This window comes from Staphylococcus sp. TCBT05, assembly GCF_055179755.1.
Window position 1 is genome coordinate 855,464 of record NZ_JBUQDQ010000005.1, and the last position, 19,838, is coordinate 875,301.

Sequence of the window (19,838 nt, forward strand, 5' to 3'; positions counted from 1 at the left end):
AGGATTTGTTAAATTGACTCAATCAAAGTTTATAATCGATCATATATATTGGGAACGAATACAATTATATATTGAAGGTCATGTTGAAGGTATTGCGTTAAATGATAAAGCTATTTACCTTAGAAATTTGACAGAAACTAAGCAATTGTTAGCGAATCAGGTAACGATTGAGGATAATCATTTTACTGCACGATTTAATGTTGCCATTTTAGATGATGGGAATTATTTACCAAGTGGAGAATATCTTGTCGTTTACAAGGGTGATTATGATTATATTGCGCAAGTAAATGATACCTTATTAGACCCTACTAATTATGAGTTGTCAGAAGAAGCGATAGAACAATATGAAACTCAAGAAACAATAAACAGTAAACATAACTTTTTACTAGATCATTATAAATGGGTATTTAAAAAAGGCGGGAATTCAAAGCAAACAGAATATAGCGTCAAGCCTATGATATCTAGTGAAGTAAATGAATTTGTCTTAGATATTAACTTTAAAAGTCCAGCACCAAAGGTAAATCCATTAAAAAGAAAAATAGATGAACTAAAGGCAAAATATAATAAATACTCATATAATATAAGGGATTTTACCTTTAAAACAATATTCAATATAACGAAGTTTTTCCATTTGAGAAAAGGCAATACAGTATTGTTTACATCAGACTCTCGGAGTGATATGTCCGGTAATTTCTTGTATGTATACGAAGAAATGTTACGCCAAAATCTAGATGCTCAATATCAAATACATGCATTATTTAAATCAAATATTTCAGCACGAAGAAATTTTATAGATAAGTTTAGATTTCCTTATTTATTAGGTAAAGCTGATTACATATTTGTAGATGATTTCCATCCATTGTTATACAAGGTTAATTTTAGAAAAAGCCAAGAAATCATACAGGTATGGCATGCAGTGGGTGCATTTAAGACGGTTGGTTATAGTAGAGCAGGTAAAAAGGGCGGTCCTTTCTTTAACTCTGTGAATCACAGAAACTATACCAAGGCATTTGTATCTTCAGAAACGGATATTCCATTTTATGGGGAAGCATTTGGCATAAAGGAACAGAACATTATTCCAACAGGTGTACCGCGAACGGATACATTATTTGATGAGCAATATGAACAACAAATTGTTGCTGAAATGGAAGCAGAATTACCGATTATTCAAGGTAAAAAAGTTGTACTCTTTGCACCAACCTTTAGAGGAAATGGTCATCATACAGCGCATTATCCATTCTTTAAGATCGACTTTGCACGCTTGGCACAATATTGCCAAACAAATCAGGCTGTAATTTTATTTAAAATGCATCCTTTCGTTAAAAATAAACTGGAAATACCTAGGCAATATCAAGAATATTTTGTAGATGTTTCAGAATTTAGAGAAGTAAATGACATATTATTTGTCACGGATATCTTAATTAGTGATTATTCATCACTTGTATATGAATTTGCAGTATTTAAACGACCAATGTTGTTTTATGCTTTTGATTTAGAAGATTATATTACGTCGCGTGATTTTTATGAACCTTATGAAACCTTTGTACCAGGAAAGATTGTTGAGACATTTACTGAACTTATGATTGCACTAGAGCATGGCGACTATGAGGCGGAAAAAGTAGAGCCATTTCTCAATAAACACTTTAAATACCAAGATGGACGTTCTAGTGAAAGATTAGTTAGAAATGTGTTTGGTAGTTGATTCATACTCAGTTATTTGCATAGAGACGACTTGATAAAGGTGGAATAAATAATGAAATTTTCAGTGATTATACCGAGTTATAATTCAGAAAGGTATATAGCCGAATTACTCGATAGTTTGAAGAATCAAACAATTGATAAACAACAATATGAGGTATTATTAGTCGATGACTGTTCGACGGATAAAACGCTAGAAATTGCTAAAACTTATGAGAATAAGATGAATTTAATTATAAAACGTTTAGAACAGAACTCTGGAGGTCCAGGCAAACCAAGAAATACAGCTTTGAAAATAGCGCAAGGGGAATTTGTCTTCTTTGTGGATTCTGATGATTATATACACCAAGATACATTAAAAGATGTGCAACAATTTATTGAACGTAATAATCAGGACGTGGTTTTAGTGAAAATGGAAGGCGTTAATGGTCGCGGAGTTCCAAAATCAATGTTCACTGAAACAAAGGCTGATGTTGCAATTGAAGATTCTAGAATCATTTATACATTAAGTCCAACGAAATTTTACCGCACAGCATTACTCAGAACGCATGATATTTATTTTCCAGAGCATATTAGAAGTGCTGAAGATCAAATATTTACCATGCAAGCCTATGTGAATGCTCAGAAGATAGGTGTGTTAGCAGATAAATCATATTATTATGCAACGAGACGCGAAGGTGAACATATGAGTGCTGCTTATGTGGAGCCTAAAGATTATTATCAATCAATGCAACAAATCGTACGTGCTATTGTGCATAGTAAGACACTCAACAGCACTGATGCCGTATTACGTATATTTATCGAACGACACTTTAGTTTCTCAAGAACGACGCAATTTTCATTGAGAATTGCTGATGATAAGAAAGCTGAATGGATGGACGCAATTGGTGACTTTATTCATGAAATACCAGAGCGAGTTGATCAAATTGTTAATGATAATTTAAAGCCATTATTATATTATGCGCGAAAAAAGGATCTATATCATTACCAAAAAGTGGAAGAAGGCTATCAAAATGGTGATATCTATGATATTAGTGCACATAAGAATAGTCTAACGTTACAGTTTGGAGAAGGAGAACCATATTTCCACTTTGAGAATGCAGTCAAACCCGATATCAAGATGACTGACTTTACCTTTGATGAATCAGGAGTTAATTTGGAAATTGAATTTCTGAAAACATTGATTAATCCAAATCAATTAGCATCTAAGATTCAGTTGAAGCTAGTATCTAGAAATAAAAAGGAACTCATCTATATCCCTTTAGCAGTAAATGATAAGACGCGATTTAAATTTAGTATTAAGCATAATGAGTTAGTGCCATTTTTATTGAAAGAAAGAACTTGGGACCTATTCTTAGAGATGCGTGTCGATCAAATGACAATAACGAAACGGATTGGAAACAAGCGCGCTAAATATCGTTATGACAAAGAGACGAGTACAATTGTCAAACATGGTGAACGCTATTTTAGATTTACACCATATTTCACAAAAGACTTCGATAATTTATCATTCTATATAATTGAAAATGAATTAACACAAATGCTCAAACCGAAATTAGTTGGTAAACATCAAATTCAGTTGGAGTGCCAAGAATTTAATTATATCTTGAAAGAAGGTATTGCAACAATTAAGTCAGATGCGACATTTACAATAGGGTATTTATCGGTGAGTAAGACACAGCAACGATATAACTATCAAGTTGAAGTACCAGATAAACTGAAAAATAAAAATTTAAAAGGTCAATTTAATATCGAACTTCCGAATTTAAATTTAGAATTTTAAATTGAAAAATGATGTGTGAATCAATGTTAAATTGGTTCGCACATTTTTTAATTACAATGTTATTGATAATGGTTTTCAATTATAGTATGGTTTTAATAATACTATAAATAATTTATAAAAATGTACTTAAATTAATGATTGAAGGGATTTATAAATGGAAAAGTCTAACATCGATGTGAAAGATTTAATTAATATTGGATTATTTACTGCCGTGTATTTTATCTTTATTGCACCGCCAGGTATCTTGGGTATTATTCCGATATTTATGCTATTGTTACCTGCAATGATAGGTTTGATTGGTGGGATACCTATTTTGTTATTAATCACGAAGACGCAAAAGTTCGGCGCAGTAACAATTTGTGGCAGTATGATTTGTTTGATTCTTGCTGTAATGGGTCATCCTTGGATTGCTTTAGTGCTCAGCATTCCAGTAATTGTAATTGCCGACTGTATTTTAGCATGGGGTAAATATAAAAATTTAAAGCTAAATTATCTTGGTTATATGGTATTTTCGTTATGGCCTATTGGGAATTTGTTGCCATTTTACTTTATGAGAAATGATTATTTGCAATTTATACAGCAAAAATATGGTATTGCCTATGAAAGTACTGTTGCAAGCATATTCTCAATACAGATGATTCCTATCATTGTCATAGCAACATTGATTGGTTCATGGGCGGGCTTCTGGATAGCAACACAAATATTGAAGAAGCATATGAAACGCGCAGGTATTATTTAATATGAATAAAACTATGGATATAAACAAAGGAAGTTTATTATTAGATCCAAGAACTAAAATGTGTCTTATGTTCATTGTTTCAATTATAAGTTTAACAGGAAGTGAAGCTGTTCCTACAACTTATATACGACTTTTGGTGATGTTATTACCGATAGTATTATTATTAACAATTAAAAAAATTATACAAAGTATATTGTGTGCAAGTATTATCATAGTTGCATGGACGGTAGAATCGGTGATTTATATTAATTACGCTCCTATATATACCCTTATATTATTTATAACTGCTGGTATCGTTACAAGATTTTTACCAGCACTACTAATGGGTTATTATATTTTGAAGACGACAGAAGTAGCAACATTTATCACTAGTTTAGAACAAATGCATTGCCCACGAAAATTGACGATACCTTTATCAGTTATGTTTAGGTTTATATCGACGATTAAAGAGGAAGGACAAGCGATAAAGCGTGCAATGAAAATGCGTGGTATAGATTATAAGTACGCCCTGCTACATCCGTTAAAGTATCTAGAATTCAGAGTAGTACCTTTATTAAACAGTGTGATAAAAATTGGTAACGAGTTATCGATGGCTTCAATTACTAGAGGTTTAACATTACAACACGCTAGAACAAACATGATTACTTTAACCATTAGGGCAGTCGATTGGATAGTCATTATTGTAATGATGTTATTAGGTATACTTTATTATGTAATATGAGGGATAAATATGATTGAAATTAAAGATGTATCATTCAGCTATAAACAGACGGATGGTGTACAACAATTAAAGGATATAAATTTAAATATTAATAAAGGTGAAGTCATTTGTTTAGCAGGGGCTTCCGGATGTGGAAAATCTACATTAATACGTTTGTTAAATGGCATCATACCAAACTTTTTTCAAGGTGATATATCTGGTGTGATTAAAGTGGATAATCAATCTCTATTTGATCAATCAATGGATGATATTTCACGTTGGTATGGTACCGTATTTCAAAATCCTAGGACACAGTTTTTTTGTTTAAATACAACACGTGAGCTAGCTTTTGAATCAGAAAATATAGGACTACCAGCATCTCAAATTATAGAGAGCCTGACACAGAGTGTTGAGAAATTTGAATTAGAACAATTATTGGATCGTTCTATTTTTGAGTTGTCAGGTGGGGAAAAGCAATTGATCGCCTGTGCAAGTGTTTATATTACTGGGCACCAATGTATTATTTTAGATGAGCCCTCATCCAATCTGGATATTAAGGCAATAAAGAAATTAACACGCATGCTAGAGATTTGGAAAGCTGAAGGGAAAACAATCATTATTGCAGAACATCGATTACATTATATGATTGATATTGTCGATACCTTTGTCATTATGGAACGAGGTCGTATAGTAAATGAATTGACCAATCAATCATTTAAACAACTGACGACAGAAGAGATACAGCAATATGGTTTGCGAAGTACAACGATAGAACAATTACAATTTAAATCTGTAAAAAATCAAGGGTATCGCACACTTAATATTGAGCGATTGCAATTTAAATACCAAGGACAACAAAGTCTAGTGTTAAACATAAATCCAGTTAAATTAGAGTTTGGAGCAATAACAGCAATTATTGGAGAGAATGGTGCAGGTAAATCAACTTTAGCACGATGTTTAACAGGACTAGAACGTAAGATGAATGCACAAATAACAATAGATGATCAATCACTTAATGCCAAAGACTTGGCAAAAATGGTATTTCAAGTATTCCAAGATGTAAACAATCAATTGTTTACCGAAAGTATTGAAGCGGAACTACGATTAAGTAATGATTCTATAGCTGAAGATCAAATAGTCAAACGTTTGCGCGAACTTGGCATTTCTGAACATATTGAACGACACCCATTATCTCTGGCAGGTGGTGAAATGCAACGCTTAGCGATTGCAAGTGCACTAGAATCTAATAGAAAGATTTTAATTTTTGATGAACCTTCGAGTGGATTAGATGGAAGAAATATGCGCAAGCTTAGTACATTACTGAATGAATTAGCACGATCTGGACACATGATAATAATTATTACGCATGACTTCGAATTTGTTACGTATTGTGCAGACCACATCGCTACAATGGAAAATGGCCAAATCATAGATTACTGCGACAATAATCCGCTCAATCGTGATAGGTTAGCCCATTATATTGGATTATAAACATGAATCTATTGTAGTAAAAGTACAAATAGCATGCTTGGTACATGCTGTGTTGCAAAAATAAAAGCAAATATTAAATTTAAAAAGATCAATCAGTTTTTAAACATTTGGCGTAACTTAGTTACATCTATTTGATGTATGGCCAAATCATTTAACCTCTGGTTGATCTTTAATATGTATAGCGTCATGTGTGCAACGCGATAATATTAGTTTAAGTTATGATGTTTTCCGTCATTATTTGGAGATAGCATCATATATTGTATCGTTGCTGTCTCTAATGAAATAGATAATGGTAGTTTATTGCTATGCAAAGTTAACGTAGCTAAAGGATGATTAGATTGATTTATTTGTTGTAATACTTGTGGATCAATAAACGTATGGTTCAATTGCGCAGAAATCATATTCGTAATCAATCCGTGTTCAGGATTTAAAATTCTATTAAATACAAAATACTCATTTGTATAAGGTGTCGTAACGGACATAACTAAAGGCGCTGTATTTGTTAATGCATTATTTTTGTTAATGAGTAACATATGAAAATCACTATTCACCTTACAAACAATGCCGTTTGGTAAGCGCAATATATATTGATCAATAAATGGTGCTAATAAACTATAAATATAAACAATTGGCATCGTATTTTGATGTTGATCTATAAGCATGACCTGATCATCATCAGCTGCATAAAGTGGAAAGCCGATTCCAGCTATTTTCCCATTTAAGTCTAATAAAAGGCGAGATAATAATATATGTGATTCACTTATACTATTTTCGTAGTATTTTAATAAACTGCTATAAGTCACATTGTTAATAATTAATTTATTTGAATGTGGTACTAGATAACTAATAAATTGCATAAATGTTTGCTTTAAGTCAGAACAGGGCTGAATAAATTTGTTGTGAATTAATTCATGAAATAACTTGAGATCACTATTAATATAATAATTAGTTGCAGGATACATTGTGATTGCATTGATTATTTCAGGTATCGTTTGATATTCAGTTAAAAGATTATCTATTACAATACCTATGCCCATATTGCGATATCTCTGAGTTAGTAATTGCATGATAGATTGGAAGTATTCGTCTTCCCAATTTGCAGGATTAAATATCAATGTCAAATACCTTAATATAGATTGACGTTTATCTGTTTTGGCCAATGGCCTGATAATTGCGTTATGTATGGAATGGAAATGATCAACTGTTGCAACGGTTAATGTAACTTTAAAGTCATTACTTGCTAACCGCTGGATAATATTTAACAATTTCTGTAACTCTAAATTATTAAGATATTTAATGTCTACATTATGAATGTGTAAATTCACTTTCGAGAAATTTTCCGCAATCAATAACTCAAAATGGCTTTCTGAAAAATTAATCAGTTCATATAAATTGTTTAGTTGAATTACGTTAACCATCGGTTCAAAGTAATTGTTAAATTGTAAGTCATCTAAATTTATATTAGAAATTACATTGTTCTTTAATTTAATATTCTGTTTTAGTTGAGATAAATATTTCGAAATATATTCAACGTCTGTATGAATTTTGACAGGGTGATCGCCTTTCATACTACGATAGTGATAAATAAATTTTTTTGGAGGCATATGAACAAAATTTTTAAAATGCTTTGAATAGGTACTCACATTAGTAAAGCTAAAATGTGTTGCAGTCTCATGTATAGATTTACTATGTTGTACTAAATCATACAAGGATAATGCGACTTTTAAGGATGATACATAAAACTTAAAATTTATATTGAGCATTCTTGAGAACATAATAGAAATATATGATTGTGAAATGAAGAATTTTTTTGAGACATCTTGTGTAGTTAAATGCTCATGTATATTTAAATTAACGTAGCGAATTAATTTTTGTGCCAGTAAATTTTTGGTTCGTAAAGTAGGTACATAAGTAGTATGTAATGTGACTTTGGCTTCCTTTAACAAAAAATCAACAATGTCTGCTACGTAATGTAACTGACCATTGGTCAAATAGGCTTCATTATATAAAATTTGTAATACCAAAGTTCTGAATTGATCAGTATTACGAATTTGTGCAAAATCAAAATAACAATTGGATAAAAATTGCTCTTGTTCAAAAAATATGGGAAGTGGAATCTTTAATTCGACAACATCATCTAATTTAATCATTTGATATAAATCTGAATTATTTATAATTAATCCATTATCAACGGACAAAATAATCCCATTTAAATTAACCTTACATGGTTTATTTAATGGAAGTAGTATAATAATTTGGTTTATGCAGCGCGTAAATTCAGTTGAATAATCTTTTCTTACAGTTAATGAGCTAATCATAAATACCACCTAAGTCAGAAATTAGAACTATCAGTTAATAGTAATAAAATCATTGTACATCTGTAATAAGAAAAAAGAATGATAATCCCACATTATTATTAAAGTGACGATATAAATTAATAAATAGCACTTTTGCGGAGAATTTTTCAAAAATTGTAAGTAAATTAATAATAATTTGAAGTGGTGTAGTAATAAACGTATAATCTTAGCATTAATATGTTAAAAGATAAAAAAAGAGATCTAAAAACACTGCCTGAAAGTGACTTTAGATCTCTTATTATTTTCGTCCATAGGAACGAAGTTATACTGAGAATGTTGTGTTATTTACTTTGTTTAAATGGGTGCATAAAGTTTAATTCTGGGAATGGAATATAACTATGATGATAGATGGCAAGTTAAATAGCCGTTTATAACACATAAAATACATCCTCACACAATATTATATAACTAATAATCTTCTAATACAATATACAATTATTTTGTTATTTAATTTATTCTGGACTTTAACTGAGCTGTTTGCTATTAAGGGTACACGAATTGTCAGATTAAACGAATGAGAAAACTTATAATAAGATTTATTTGCTGTCTTTTCTATATAGATCATATGCTTTGTAAAGAAATAAAATAATCGTAATGACTAAGAATAGAGTAAATAGACCATTGAAGATGGAATTGCTATAAATTTTAAAAATTGTAATAGAACTTAAGCCTTCTAAAAATACTGAACCGGTTGTTTTAATTTCAAAAAGATCAAATGCAAGTAGCGTTAATGAGATAAGCGTCATGTATCCGAGCGTAATAATAAAGAGGTTAAACAAATCGACGAAAAATATTTTTCTCATAACAACCAGCCTCCTCTCTTACTTTTATATTGCCAACTAATCAATGATTTAAAGCTTGGTTTAATATAATTTACATAAAATTTACAATCAATAATTAGGTGGTATACAGAGTGGTTGTCGAACAAATATAATATTTATTGATAATAAATTAACTAAAATTACAAGATTCGTAAACAAATTTAATTCTAAATTGTTTTGAATGTGTGTTTATTGTGTAAAATAATAAGTAAGTTTCATTTTTATGGAGTTGCAGAGGAGGGAAAGTATGTATAAGGCTATTATTTTTGATGTGTATGGTACTTTGTTTGATATGGATTCATTAAAAAATGAAATGATTGAGTTTGATGAAGATACTGCAACAAAGATTACTAAGTTATGGCAAAAGACTCAATTAAGACATATGTTTATGAGGCAGGTTATGCAAAGATATATCCCTTTTGATGAATTGACGAAAGACTCACTACGACATACTTTAAATGTTTATGATATTCAATATAATAGAGAAGATATTAATAGATTGTTTGAAGCGTTTTTTAATTTAAATTATTACAAGGAGATACCTAAATCATTAGCCAATTTAAGAGATAAAAATATTGATGTAGGTATACTATCAAATGGTAATGATAATATGTTAATGCCACTCATAGATAATTCAGAACTAGGTGGTTATATCGACACACTTATTAGTGTTAATGAAATTAAACAATATAAACCGAGTGCTGCAAGTTATGCACTTGTATTAGAGTATTATCATATGAATAGAGAAGATATATTATTTGTCTCTTCAAACTCATGGGATATTACTGGTGCTAGTAACTTTGGATTTGATACAGCTTGGGTAAATCGAACAAATAAAAAGTTTGATGTAAACGGTCCAACACCAACGATAACGGTAAGTAATGTAAGCGAAATGGTGAAATGGCTAGAGTTAAATCATAAATAAAAAAGCAGTAAAATTCATGTTTAAGTCGACATGAATTTACTGCTTTTTTTATATTTAGCGAAGCTAAATATGCTTATAAAAATAAGGAGAACTTTAAAATTAAAAAAACTATATTCGCTACACAAATAATATATCATGAATAAATGATATTGTGACCTAACAGTTATGTCACATTTAGAATTTCATTATGGAATTTAGGCTTCCAATAATATAAAAAGATTGCAGTTATCTCTACAAAGATCATGAAAATTTTAGTTAATTCAAACATACATAAGCATAAAATGGGTATGGTTAAGCAGTAATAAAATTCATGAATAATAAAATAGTTATTAAAATTATTATTAAAAGATATTAATTAGGAGGGCATCATGGTTATTTCAAAAAGGTTCACAGCAATTGCATTACCTGTATTTTGCATTATTTTAGTACTCGCTTTATTTATTGATTTGCCAGTATCTAAACATTTTATGAATCAAAATTCAATCTTTGGGACAGTATTTCAAGATTTAGGTCTTTTTCCGCCAACTGTTATTTTGATTCTTTCAATGATTATTTTGAATTTTTATGTGTTTTCAAAGTTTGAAAGTAAATTGATTAAATATATCATTTTATTTTTATCTTTTATTTATACTTTGATAAAAACTAATACTTTGGTATCTGAAACATTTAAATATATCTTTGCAACAATGGACAATATTGAACGACATAAGCCATTAGGTGTGGCTAGTAATGAAGGTGATACCAGTAATGCATTACCAATGGGGCTAAGTTTCTTAATCACATTCATTTTACTTATGTTAATTACATTATTTGTTACAAAATTTTGGTTACAACAAGTTACTCAAACAGAGATAGAAAGATTAGTTCGCGTTGCATTTGTTAGCTTTTTTGTATTATTAGTAGGATTAGAAACGATTGATAGTTTGAAGGAATTATGGGGGCGAGCAAGACCTTATGAAATTGGTCATGACGGCGCACATTTTACAAATTGGCTTACAATCAATGGTAATACTGGTCACAGTTCATTTCCATCTGGTCATACAACTGATGCGGCTTATTTAATGTTTTGGGCATTTTACTTTAAAACACGTGTTGCCCAAAAGCGTATGTTTATTATTGCATTTATGTTTACTATTATCATGTGTGTGAGTCGTTTGCGTATTGGTGCACATTTCTTAGGCGATGTAACCATGGCCTTTACATTAATTACTTTATTGATGATAGCAGCAGATTATATGATTTATAAATGGAATGCAAAACACTTACATTAAAATAGAACAGAACATTAATATAAGTACCTAGGATTCTATTTGTTAAACAGAATCCTAGGTTTTTATTGTACTAGATTATGTTTATATTAATTTTCAAATTTATTTGTAATTATTTTTTATTAGTGTTAAGTTTAATTTAGAATTTAATAAGAATTGCTAGGGGTGCTTGTTAGCTGAAAGAGACATTAGTCTCAACCCTTTGAACCTGATCTGGTTAGTACCAGCGTAGGGAAGCAGAAAAGTACAGTATAAATGGAAAGTCTATAGAGTAGACTTTTATTTACTGTCGCTTCACTAAATATGTGATTTTCGACCAGGTCTCCTAGCAATAATAAAATGCTAAGGAGTTTTTTTTATGAAACAAGAAAAAATAGAATTAAAAAAGCAATTTCCATCAAGTCAAAGGATTTGGGTGAGTGGAGAAGATCCAGATATTCAAGTTCCATTTAGAGAGATACAACTTTCACCAACAGTAACAGAAGAAGGAACAACGGTTAACAAACCGGTGTTAGTCTATGACACTGCAGGACCATATCATGATACTAGTTATACAGTTGACGTGCAAAAAGGTATACCCAAATTAAGAACACCATGGATAGAAGATAGAAATGATACATTGGAATATGAAGGTAGGAAAATTGTCTCACTGGATAACGGATTTAAATCTAATAATCATAAAAAATTTGTCGAGACACCATTTAAATATCAACCGAAAAAGGCAAAAACAGGACAAAATGTTACACAAATGCATTATGCGAAACAAGGTATTATCACGAAAGAAATGAAATTTGTAGCTAAACGAGAAGATGTCTCACCTGAATATGTGCGTTCAGAAATTGCACGAGGACGTGCGATTATTCCTAATAATGTCAATCACCCTGAATCAGAACCAATGATTATAGGTAAAAACTTTCAAGTGAAAATAAATGCTAATATTGGTAATTCGGCAGTCAGTTCTTCTATAGAAGCTGAAATAGAAAAGTTGGTTTGGGGCATTCATTGGGGGGCAGATACGATTATGGATTTATCTACTGGTAAAAATATCCATGCTACGAGAGAATATCTATTGAGAAATTCACCTGTTCCTGTTGGCACTGTGCCTATCTATCAAGCATTAGAAAAGGTAGATGGTTCTGCTAAGGACTTAACTTGGGAAATTTATCGCGATACTTTAATTGAACAAGCAGAACAAGGCGTTGACTACTTCACGATACACGCAGGCGTATTATTACGTTATGTCCCGACAACAGTGGATAGATTAACTGGTATTGTTTCAAGAGGTGGATCTATCATGGCACAATGGTGTTTAGCGCATCATGAAGAAAGCTTTTTATATACACATTTTGAAGAAATTTGTGAAATAATGAGCCGTTATGATATTGCAATTTCTCTTGGAGATGGATTAAGACCCGGGTCAATATATGATGCAAATGATGAGAGCCAAATTCTGGAATTAAAGACATTAGGGGAATTAACTGCAATAGCTTGGGAATATGACGTACAAGTGATGATTGAAGGGCCAGGACATGTTCCGATGCATAAAATAAAGGAAAATCAAGACTTAGCTGATTTCCATTGTCAAGAAGCGCCTTTTTACACATTAGGTCCATTAACAACAGATATTGCACCAGCCTATGACCATATTACGTCTGCAATCGGGGCAGCCCAAATTGCTAGTTATGGTACAGCAATGCTTTGTTATGTTACTCCAAAAGAGCATCTGGGATTACCTAATAAAGACGATGTGAGAGAAGGTGTTGTCACGTATAAGATTGCAGCACATGCAGCTGACTTGGCAAAAGGTGTCAAAGGAGCACAACAAAGAGATGATGAAATTAGTAGAGCACGATTTGAATTTAGATGGTACGATCAATTTAATCTGTCGCTAGATCCTGATAAGGCACGTTCATATCATGATGAAACACTACCTGCTGAAGCAGCAAAGGTTGCCCATTTCTGCAGTATGTGTGGGCCTAAATTCTGTTCGATGCGTATCTCTCACGATTTAAGAAAGCACAATGATTTAAAAGAAGAAGGATTGAAACAAAAGTCTGAAGAATTTGTTTCAAAAGGTAGTAGGATTTACCGTTAGAGATAGAGTTTTGGGCGAAAATTCCCATTCTTAAAATAAGAGAACTATGCTATGAAGTGATGCTCCCTTTAAAGTAGTTACTGAAAAACGTAAACTTTGAAGGGAGCTTTTTATGATCCCAAAAGAAAATGAGCTTTACTCAAATATAACCACAGCGCATTATAAATTATATAATAATAGCGGTATAAAATATTGAGAAGTATTAGGTCGAGACTCCTAAGGAAGCAGTGTCAGTTGAAGGCCGAGGCTGAGACGGCATCTTAGGAAAGTGAGATAATAATATAAATATTGTAAAGTAAATCTTCTAGCTAAAAGTCTGAATGTATATAGCACAAATTAATGTTTCGTACTTTGAGAAGGATTTAAATCTAATTGATAGAATGCTAAATCTAACCATTTATCAAATTTATAACCTACATTTTGAATGGTTCCAGAATGTTTGAATTTAAATTTTTTATGCAAGTAAATACTATAATCATTCGTAGCGTCAATGCCTGCAACAAGTGTTCTATAGCCATTATTACGAGCAGTTTGGATGATTTCAGCCAGCAATTGTGATGCAATCCCTTTTCCTCTATGATGTTTATTTACATAAATAGAGTGTTCAATAGAATATTGATAAGCGGGCCAATCTCTAAATGTACCATAAGTAGCGAAGGCTATCGCTTCACCTCTTTCATCGTATACAAGAACAGGCTCTTGTTTATTAAGTTTATTTTCAAACCAAGTTTCACGTGATGCCAAAGTTTGAGGTTTATAAGTATAAACAGCGGTAGTATTCAAGATCGCATCGTTGTATATTTCTAGTATATTCGGTAAATCTGATTGCTTAGCATGACGTATCATAGCGCATCCCACCTTATATTAAAGTAAATTAGAAATCACTATCACAGTTATAAAAGTATGGCATTCATAATTAATATGAAACACTTAGTTAAACCAAGATATTTACGATGAGTGATTTAATACTATTTAACACTTAATTATTAAGTTCTGCAATGTATTGTTGTAAAAATTCTCCTCATTTATTTAAATATTTGGAATGCGAAATAACATATGGACTAGTCCAATTCTAAATGTATTGTGCTATACTTATATTCTGAAATATAAGTGCTAACATTAAAGGAGTATAAAAGAAATGAATAAGCTACTAAGGATAGTTGGTGTCATTTTTATTTTAATTGCAATTTACTTTTTAGCTAAGCCTCATATTGATAATTATTTAACAAAGAAAGCCGATGAAGATAAAATAACGGAATACGATAAAAAACAACAATTTTCTGGTGAGATTCCCAAAGATAAATCTAAAATGGTAGGCTATATTGAAGTGCCTGATGCTAAAATTAAAGCGCCAGTATTTCCAGGGCCCGCTACCCCGAAACAATTAGATCGAGGCATTAGTTTAGTTGAAGCAGACGAATCATTAAATGATCAAAATATAGCTATAGCTGGTCATACTTTCGAAGGCTCGGATACGTATCAATTTTCAAATTTACCTAAAGCACATAAAGGCAGTGTCGTTAACTTTAAAGTTGGGAAGGATAAGCGAAAGTACAAAATCTCAAAAATTTATGATGTGAAACCTAGTGATGTAAAAGTGCTAGATGAACAACAATCAAAGCAACACCAACTTACATTAATTACTTGTGATGATTATAATAAAAAGACAGGACAATGGGAAAAACGCAAAATATTTATTGCTAAAGCAGTATAAAGCATAACGAGTCTGGAATACAAATTCCAAAAAATAGCACTCAGATGATTGAATTCAATTTATCTGAGTGCCTTTTTATTTATTATTTCGTATTATTGGCTCGCTTTCCTAGGGGCCAGCTTCAGCCTGTAGTCTTCAGCTTGTCCTGTTCCCACAGGAGTCTCGCCAAAACACACCAAATTTATATGTGATTATATATTAATACACCTTAAAAATAAGGCGCTTTCGTATAATTTAATATGCATTCTGTACTAAATTAACAAGGTGCCTTATGTATCAGGCATATGGCATGTCTCAGACGCGTCTGTTATATATTTATTCATTTTTTAAAACATTAACAAAACGTTGCGTAATTTCTTTAGGCCGCGTGATTGCACTACCTACAACAGTACAATGTACCCCGAGTCTATCAACAATTTGTAACATTTCTGGTGTGATAACATTACCCTCTGCAATGACTTTTGCATGTACATTGGATAATACATCCTTTAAAAATTGGAAGTTGTCTTCATATAGCACATGTCCGTGTGTATATTCAGTGTAACCATGTAATGTTGTACCAATATAATCGAAACCTAATGCATCGGCGTGTTGGGCTTCTTCTATCGTTGAAATATCTGCCATAATTTCGATATGAGGTGCTTTATTACGGATATATTTAACTAAATCCGCAAGAGATTCATTGGGACGTGGTTGGGCTGTAGCATCTAAAGCAATTACGTCACAACCACTGTCGAGTAATTCATCTACCTCAGTACGTGTTGCAGTGATAAAGACTTTTGAATCAGGATAGTCTCTTTTAACAATCCCGATAATAGGTAAATCAACTTCCTTTTTAATTGCGATAATATCGTCCTTTGAATTTGCTCTAATACCAACAGCGCCACCTTGATAAGCAGCTAATGCCATCTTAGACATGATAAACGATGAATATAAGGGTTCATCTGCCAAAGCCTGGCAAGAAACAATTAAACCTTGAGGTAACATAATGACACACTCCATAACGTTTAGTAGTTTTTTCTTAACAGAATATTACTGATAGGTTTAATATAACATCGAGAAATTATTAATCAATAGATATATTTGTTATGAAAAATGTTTTCATTTATACTAGAGAAAATTAACTGAAAAGGGTGGTCATATAGTGAAGTTTGAAAATAGAGTGCAACGTTTTCGCCAACGTTTTACCAAGACAGATAAGCAAATCGTAGAGTTTATTCAAAATAATGAATTTAATGATGATTTTTCTACAATTAATTCACTTGCTTATGCAATAGGAACTTCGCCAGCAACAATCACACGTTTTAGTAATAAGTTAGATTATGAAAATTTCCAAGATTTAAAATTTAATTTGCAACAAGAAATGACCAATAGGGAAATCGAAAATAGTCCATTGATTCAGCGTATACACAAATATCATCAAGATATTATCCAACAAACAGGTGAATTTATTTCTGATGAAAAAATTAAGCGTTTTGTTAATCAGATTAATCGAAGTAAGCAAATTATTTATGCTGGTTTAGGTAGTTCTGGACTGTCAGCAACAGAATTTTATTATCGCATGATGCGCTTGGGTTTAAAGGGGAATGTATCAACCGATGCACATCAAATGAAGATCGTTGCTTCGTTATTGACGCAATCTGATACGTTTGTAGCTATTTCGAATAGTGGTGAAACTGTAGAATTGATTGCTGCAGCTAAAATTGCTCATGATAATGGGGCATTTGTGGTAGCAATCACTAATTATGAGGGCAGTTCAATAACTGAATGTGCAGATTTGGTATTAATTACGACTGATCAATCTAGAATCAATGATAGTAGATTTGTAAATACTCAAATCGCAACATTATTTTTGATTGATATTGTCAGTTATTTGTTGCTTGATGATGATTATATGCATCAAGTTTATCAGAATACAAAGAAAGTAATATTAGATGCGTAGTGTGTTATAGCTAGATTTGAAGCACGCCTGCCACGTGTGTCCTCAGCTAATAAACAATTCCCATCATGTGTTAGTCCCATGGGAATCGACATGTCGCAACTATCAAGTAATAGTAAGAAAGTACTTCGAATGATGATAATGTAATGAAACAATCAAAGTGAATTAGTATTGCTTGGAATTAATAGAGAGGCAGCATAATGCTGCCCTTTTTATCTATGCCCTGCTTGATTGTAATACTTGTCTATCAAAACATTAAATAAAGCGCCAGTATTTAGCTGAATAATCTAACTAGCGAATATATAAACAAAGTATCAGAAAAACAAATATTACTCAGTTAAAATTTAGCAACCGCTCCAAATAATGCTGCATCATTTTGGCATTGCATTGTCTGTATGACCGCATGGCCATAATTATGTGGTAAATAAGTTGTTATATGTGGAACGATAAAAGACAAAAGTTTATCTTGTTGAGCAGAAATACCGCCACCAATTAAAATAAGACCTGGATCATATATAATTTGAATTTGTGCTATACCTTCTGCTACTGATTGTCCCCAACGATTCAGTAGCTTCTGAGCTTCTTGATTACCTTCATGAGCATATTTGAAGATGAATGGTACATTAATATTCTTAAAATTTAAATTTGCTGACAGTTGTGACTTAAGTGCAGTTGTTGATGCACGTTGCTCAAAGTTTGTTCCTTCTTCTGGATGGTAAAGTAAGTAACCAATCTCATTTGCGCGATGCCTTTCTCCACTATACAAGTTACCTATTTTCGAATAAAAAGCACCACCGATTCCAGTTCCAATCGTCAGACAAAATATATTGTCGTAATCGTAATTATATTGTGATAATTCTCCTAATAGCGCAGCATTTACATCGTTATAGACATGTACCTTAGCGTTGAGAGGGGATAACACGTTTTTAAAATTTGTCCCACTATAATTAGGTATAGTGGGACCCGCATACACAATTTCCCCATTCACCTCATTCACAACACCAGCTGTAGAAATACCAACATTCAATTCCTTTAAATTATATTGTACTTTAAATTGTTCCACTAAATGTATAACACAATCAATAATCAGTTCATTTTGATTATCAGGAGTTGGAATAATTAGATGATCTATTATTTGATGATCATTTATCACTGCCGCCTTTATAGATGTGCCACCTACATCTACTGCTATTTTATAAGAAATCATAAGAGTCACTCCTTCTTTAAAATGATTTTTGAAAATGTTTTTCATTAAAACATGATATAAATGGTTATATTTTTCAATAATCTATTGATACTCATTATGGTAGCGTTTACAATTTGAGTTGTAAATAGTAATTTTAGACATTTTGTAATTGTGCATATTAGTCATATTTATTAATAAATTGGGGGTTAGTTGTGTTATGAAAAAAGAATTAACAGGATTATTTGCCGCTTTATTGGTTCCATTTGATGAAAATGGAGACATTAAAGTAGATGGTTTAAGAGAAATTGCAAAAAATGCAATTGAAACTGAACAGTTAGATGGATTATATGTTAATGGAAGCTCTGGGGAGAACTTTTTATTAAACACAGATCAAAAGAAACAAATATTTAAAATTGCGAAAGATGCTGTTACTGATGATACTAAGATGATTGCTCAGGTAGGATCTTTGGATCTTAAAGAAGCTATAGAGTTAGGGAAGTATGCCACTGAATTAGGATATGATGCAATATCTGCGGTTACACCCTTTTATTATCCTTTCTCGTTTGAGGAAATTAGAGATTATTACTTTGATTTAATAGAGGCAACACAAAACGACCTAATCATTTATGCAATACCAGATTTAACAGGTGTTAATATTTCAATTGACCAATTTGAATCTCTGTTTAATCATGAACGAATTATTGGTGTTAAATATACAGCACCTAATTTTTATTTGTTAGAGCGTATACGAAAAGCCTTCCCAAATAAGTTGATTCTTTCAGGATTTGATGAAATGTTGGTTCAAGCTGCTATTTCCGGTGTTGATGGGGCGATAGGTTCTACTTATAACATCAATGGTAAGCGTGCTAGACAAATATTTGAAGCTGTGCACCAAGGTAATGTGGCAGAAGCATATCAATTGCAACATGAATCAAATGACATTATTGAGACGGTATTAGAATTAGGAATTTATCCTACATTGAAGGAAGTATTAAAGACACGTGGTATCGACAGTGGACTGCCGAAGAAACCATTTAAACCATTTGATGAGCGACACAGAAATAAACTCGATCAATTAATTAAGGCATATTCGTTATAAGGTTAAGACATCTAGTTAGGAGT

Annotated in this window: 16 protein-coding genes and 1 riboswitch; of the genes, 11 read left to right on the top strand and 5 right to left on the bottom strand. The window is 31.7% G+C overall.

Going from position 1 to position 19,838, the window contains the following annotated elements; translation table 11 throughout:
* Nucleotides 1–13: 13 nt before the first annotated feature.
* The 5 genes from tarL to ACY191_RS03830 all read left to right on the top strand — a co-directional run bounded on the left by tarL (nt 14) and on the right by ACY191_RS03830 (nt 6,411).
* Nucleotides 14–1,702 carry a teichoic acid ribitol-phosphate polymerase TarL gene (gene tarL, locus ACY191_RS03810; protein WP_229366539.1) on the top strand — a complete coding sequence of 563 codons (1,689 nt, stop codon included), beginning with the start codon at nt 14–16 and terminating at the stop codon, nt 1,700–1,702.
* 51 nt (nt 1,703–1,753) lie between these two features.
* On the top strand, nt 1,754–3,481 hold the full coding sequence (locus ACY191_RS03815; protein WP_229366540.1) for a glycosyltransferase family 2 protein: 1,728 nt from the start codon (nt 1,754–1,756) through the stop codon (nt 3,479–3,481).
* A gap of 154 nt (nt 3,482–3,635) precedes the next feature.
* Nucleotides 3,636–4,220: an MptD family putative ECF transporter S component gene (locus ACY191_RS03820; RefSeq protein WP_042740324.1), complete on the top strand. Its 585-nt coding sequence runs from the start codon at nt 3,636–3,638 to the stop codon at nt 4,218–4,220.
* Between the two features lies 1 nt (nt 4,221).
* Nucleotides 4,222–4,941: an energy-coupling factor transporter transmembrane component T gene (locus ACY191_RS03825; RefSeq protein WP_229366541.1), complete on the top strand. Its 720-nt coding sequence runs from the start codon at nt 4,222–4,224 to the stop codon at nt 4,939–4,941.
* Nucleotides 4,942–4,950: 9 nt separating this feature from the next.
* Nucleotides 4,951–6,411 (top strand): ABC transporter ATP-binding protein, encoded by a 1,461-nt coding sequence (locus ACY191_RS03830; protein ID WP_463269906.1) that lies wholly within the window; start codon nt 4,951–4,953, stop codon nt 6,409–6,411.
* 206 nt (nt 6,412–6,617) lie between these two features.
* On the opposite strand, the gene ACY191_RS03835 is transcribed toward ACY191_RS03830, so the two are convergent.
* Complete coding sequence (locus ACY191_RS03835) at nt 6,618–8,729, bottom strand: helix-turn-helix domain-containing protein (protein WP_229366543.1); 2,112 nt, start codon at nt 8,727–8,729, stop codon at nt 6,618–6,620.
* Between the two features lie 575 nt (nt 8,730–9,304).
* Entirely contained in the window at nt 9,305–9,571 is a 267-nt protein-coding gene (locus tag ACY191_RS03840) for a hypothetical protein (protein ID WP_042740320.1), read from the bottom strand.
* A 265-nt stretch (nt 9,572–9,836) separates the two neighbouring features.
* On the opposite strand from ACY191_RS03840, the gene ACY191_RS03845 reads away from it, so the two are divergent.
* The 3 genes from ACY191_RS03845 (at nt 9,837) to thiC (ending at nt 13,877) form a co-directional block, all read left to right on the top strand.
* A complete protein-coding gene (locus tag ACY191_RS03845) occupies nt 9,837–10,514 on the top strand; it encodes a haloacid dehalogenase type II (RefSeq protein ID WP_042740319.1) in 678 nt (225 codons plus the stop codon).
* Nucleotides 10,515–10,882: 368 nt separating this feature from the next.
* The gene (locus ACY191_RS03850; protein WP_107527909.1) at nt 10,883–11,785 is read left to right on the top strand and encodes a phosphatase PAP2 family protein; all 903 of its coding nucleotides are present in this window, start codon (nt 10,883–10,885) and stop codon (nt 11,783–11,785) included.
* A gap of 148 nt (nt 11,786–11,933) precedes the next feature.
* Nucleotides 11,934–12,034, top strand: a riboswitch (TPP riboswitch).
* Between the two features lie 106 nt (nt 12,035–12,140).
* The gene (gene thiC / locus ACY191_RS03855; RefSeq protein ID WP_107527908.1) at nt 12,141–13,877 is read left to right on the top strand and encodes a phosphomethylpyrimidine synthase ThiC; all 1,737 of its coding nucleotides are present in this window, start codon (nt 12,141–12,143) and stop codon (nt 13,875–13,877) included.
* A gap of 336 nt (nt 13,878–14,213) precedes the next feature.
* Here thiC and ACY191_RS03860 read toward each other — a convergent pair whose 3' ends face one another.
* Nucleotides 14,214–14,723: a GNAT family N-acetyltransferase gene (locus ACY191_RS03860; RefSeq protein ID WP_042740316.1), complete on the bottom strand. Its 510-nt coding sequence runs from the start codon at nt 14,721–14,723 to the stop codon at nt 14,214–14,216.
* A gap of 292 nt (nt 14,724–15,015) precedes the next feature.
* Between ACY191_RS03860 and srtA the strand changes: the two genes are divergently transcribed.
* A complete protein-coding gene (gene srtA / locus ACY191_RS03865; protein WP_042740315.1) occupies nt 15,016–15,591 on the top strand; it encodes a class A sortase SrtA in 576 nt (191 codons plus the stop codon).
* A gap of 315 nt (nt 15,592–15,906) precedes the next feature.
* Here the strand turns inward: srtA and ACY191_RS03870 are convergent, their stop codons facing one another.
* Complete coding sequence (locus ACY191_RS03870) at nt 15,907–16,578, bottom strand: N-acetylmannosamine-6-phosphate 2-epimerase (RefSeq protein WP_042740314.1); 672 nt, start codon at nt 16,576–16,578, stop codon at nt 15,907–15,909.
* Nucleotides 16,579–16,735: 157 nt separating this feature from the next.
* Between ACY191_RS03870 and ACY191_RS03875 the strand changes: the two genes are divergently transcribed.
* Nucleotides 16,736–17,533 (top strand): MurR/RpiR family transcriptional regulator, encoded by a 798-nt coding sequence (locus tag ACY191_RS03875; RefSeq protein WP_042740313.1) that lies wholly within the window; start codon nt 16,736–16,738, stop codon nt 17,531–17,533.
* A 334-nt stretch (nt 17,534–17,867) separates the two neighbouring features.
* Here ACY191_RS03875 and ACY191_RS03880 read toward each other — a convergent pair whose 3' ends face one another.
* Nucleotides 17,868–18,737 carry an ROK family protein gene (locus ACY191_RS03880; RefSeq protein WP_042740312.1) on the bottom strand — a complete coding sequence of 290 codons (870 nt, stop codon included), beginning with the start codon at nt 18,735–18,737 and terminating at the stop codon, nt 17,868–17,870.
* A 196-nt stretch (nt 18,738–18,933) separates the two neighbouring features.
* On the opposite strand from ACY191_RS03880, the gene ACY191_RS03885 reads away from it, so the two are divergent.
* The gene (locus ACY191_RS03885; RefSeq protein WP_042740311.1) at nt 18,934–19,815 is read left to right on the top strand and encodes an N-acetylneuraminate lyase; all 882 of its coding nucleotides are present in this window, start codon (nt 18,934–18,936) and stop codon (nt 19,813–19,815) included.
* Nucleotides 19,816–19,838 lie beyond the last annotated feature (23 nt).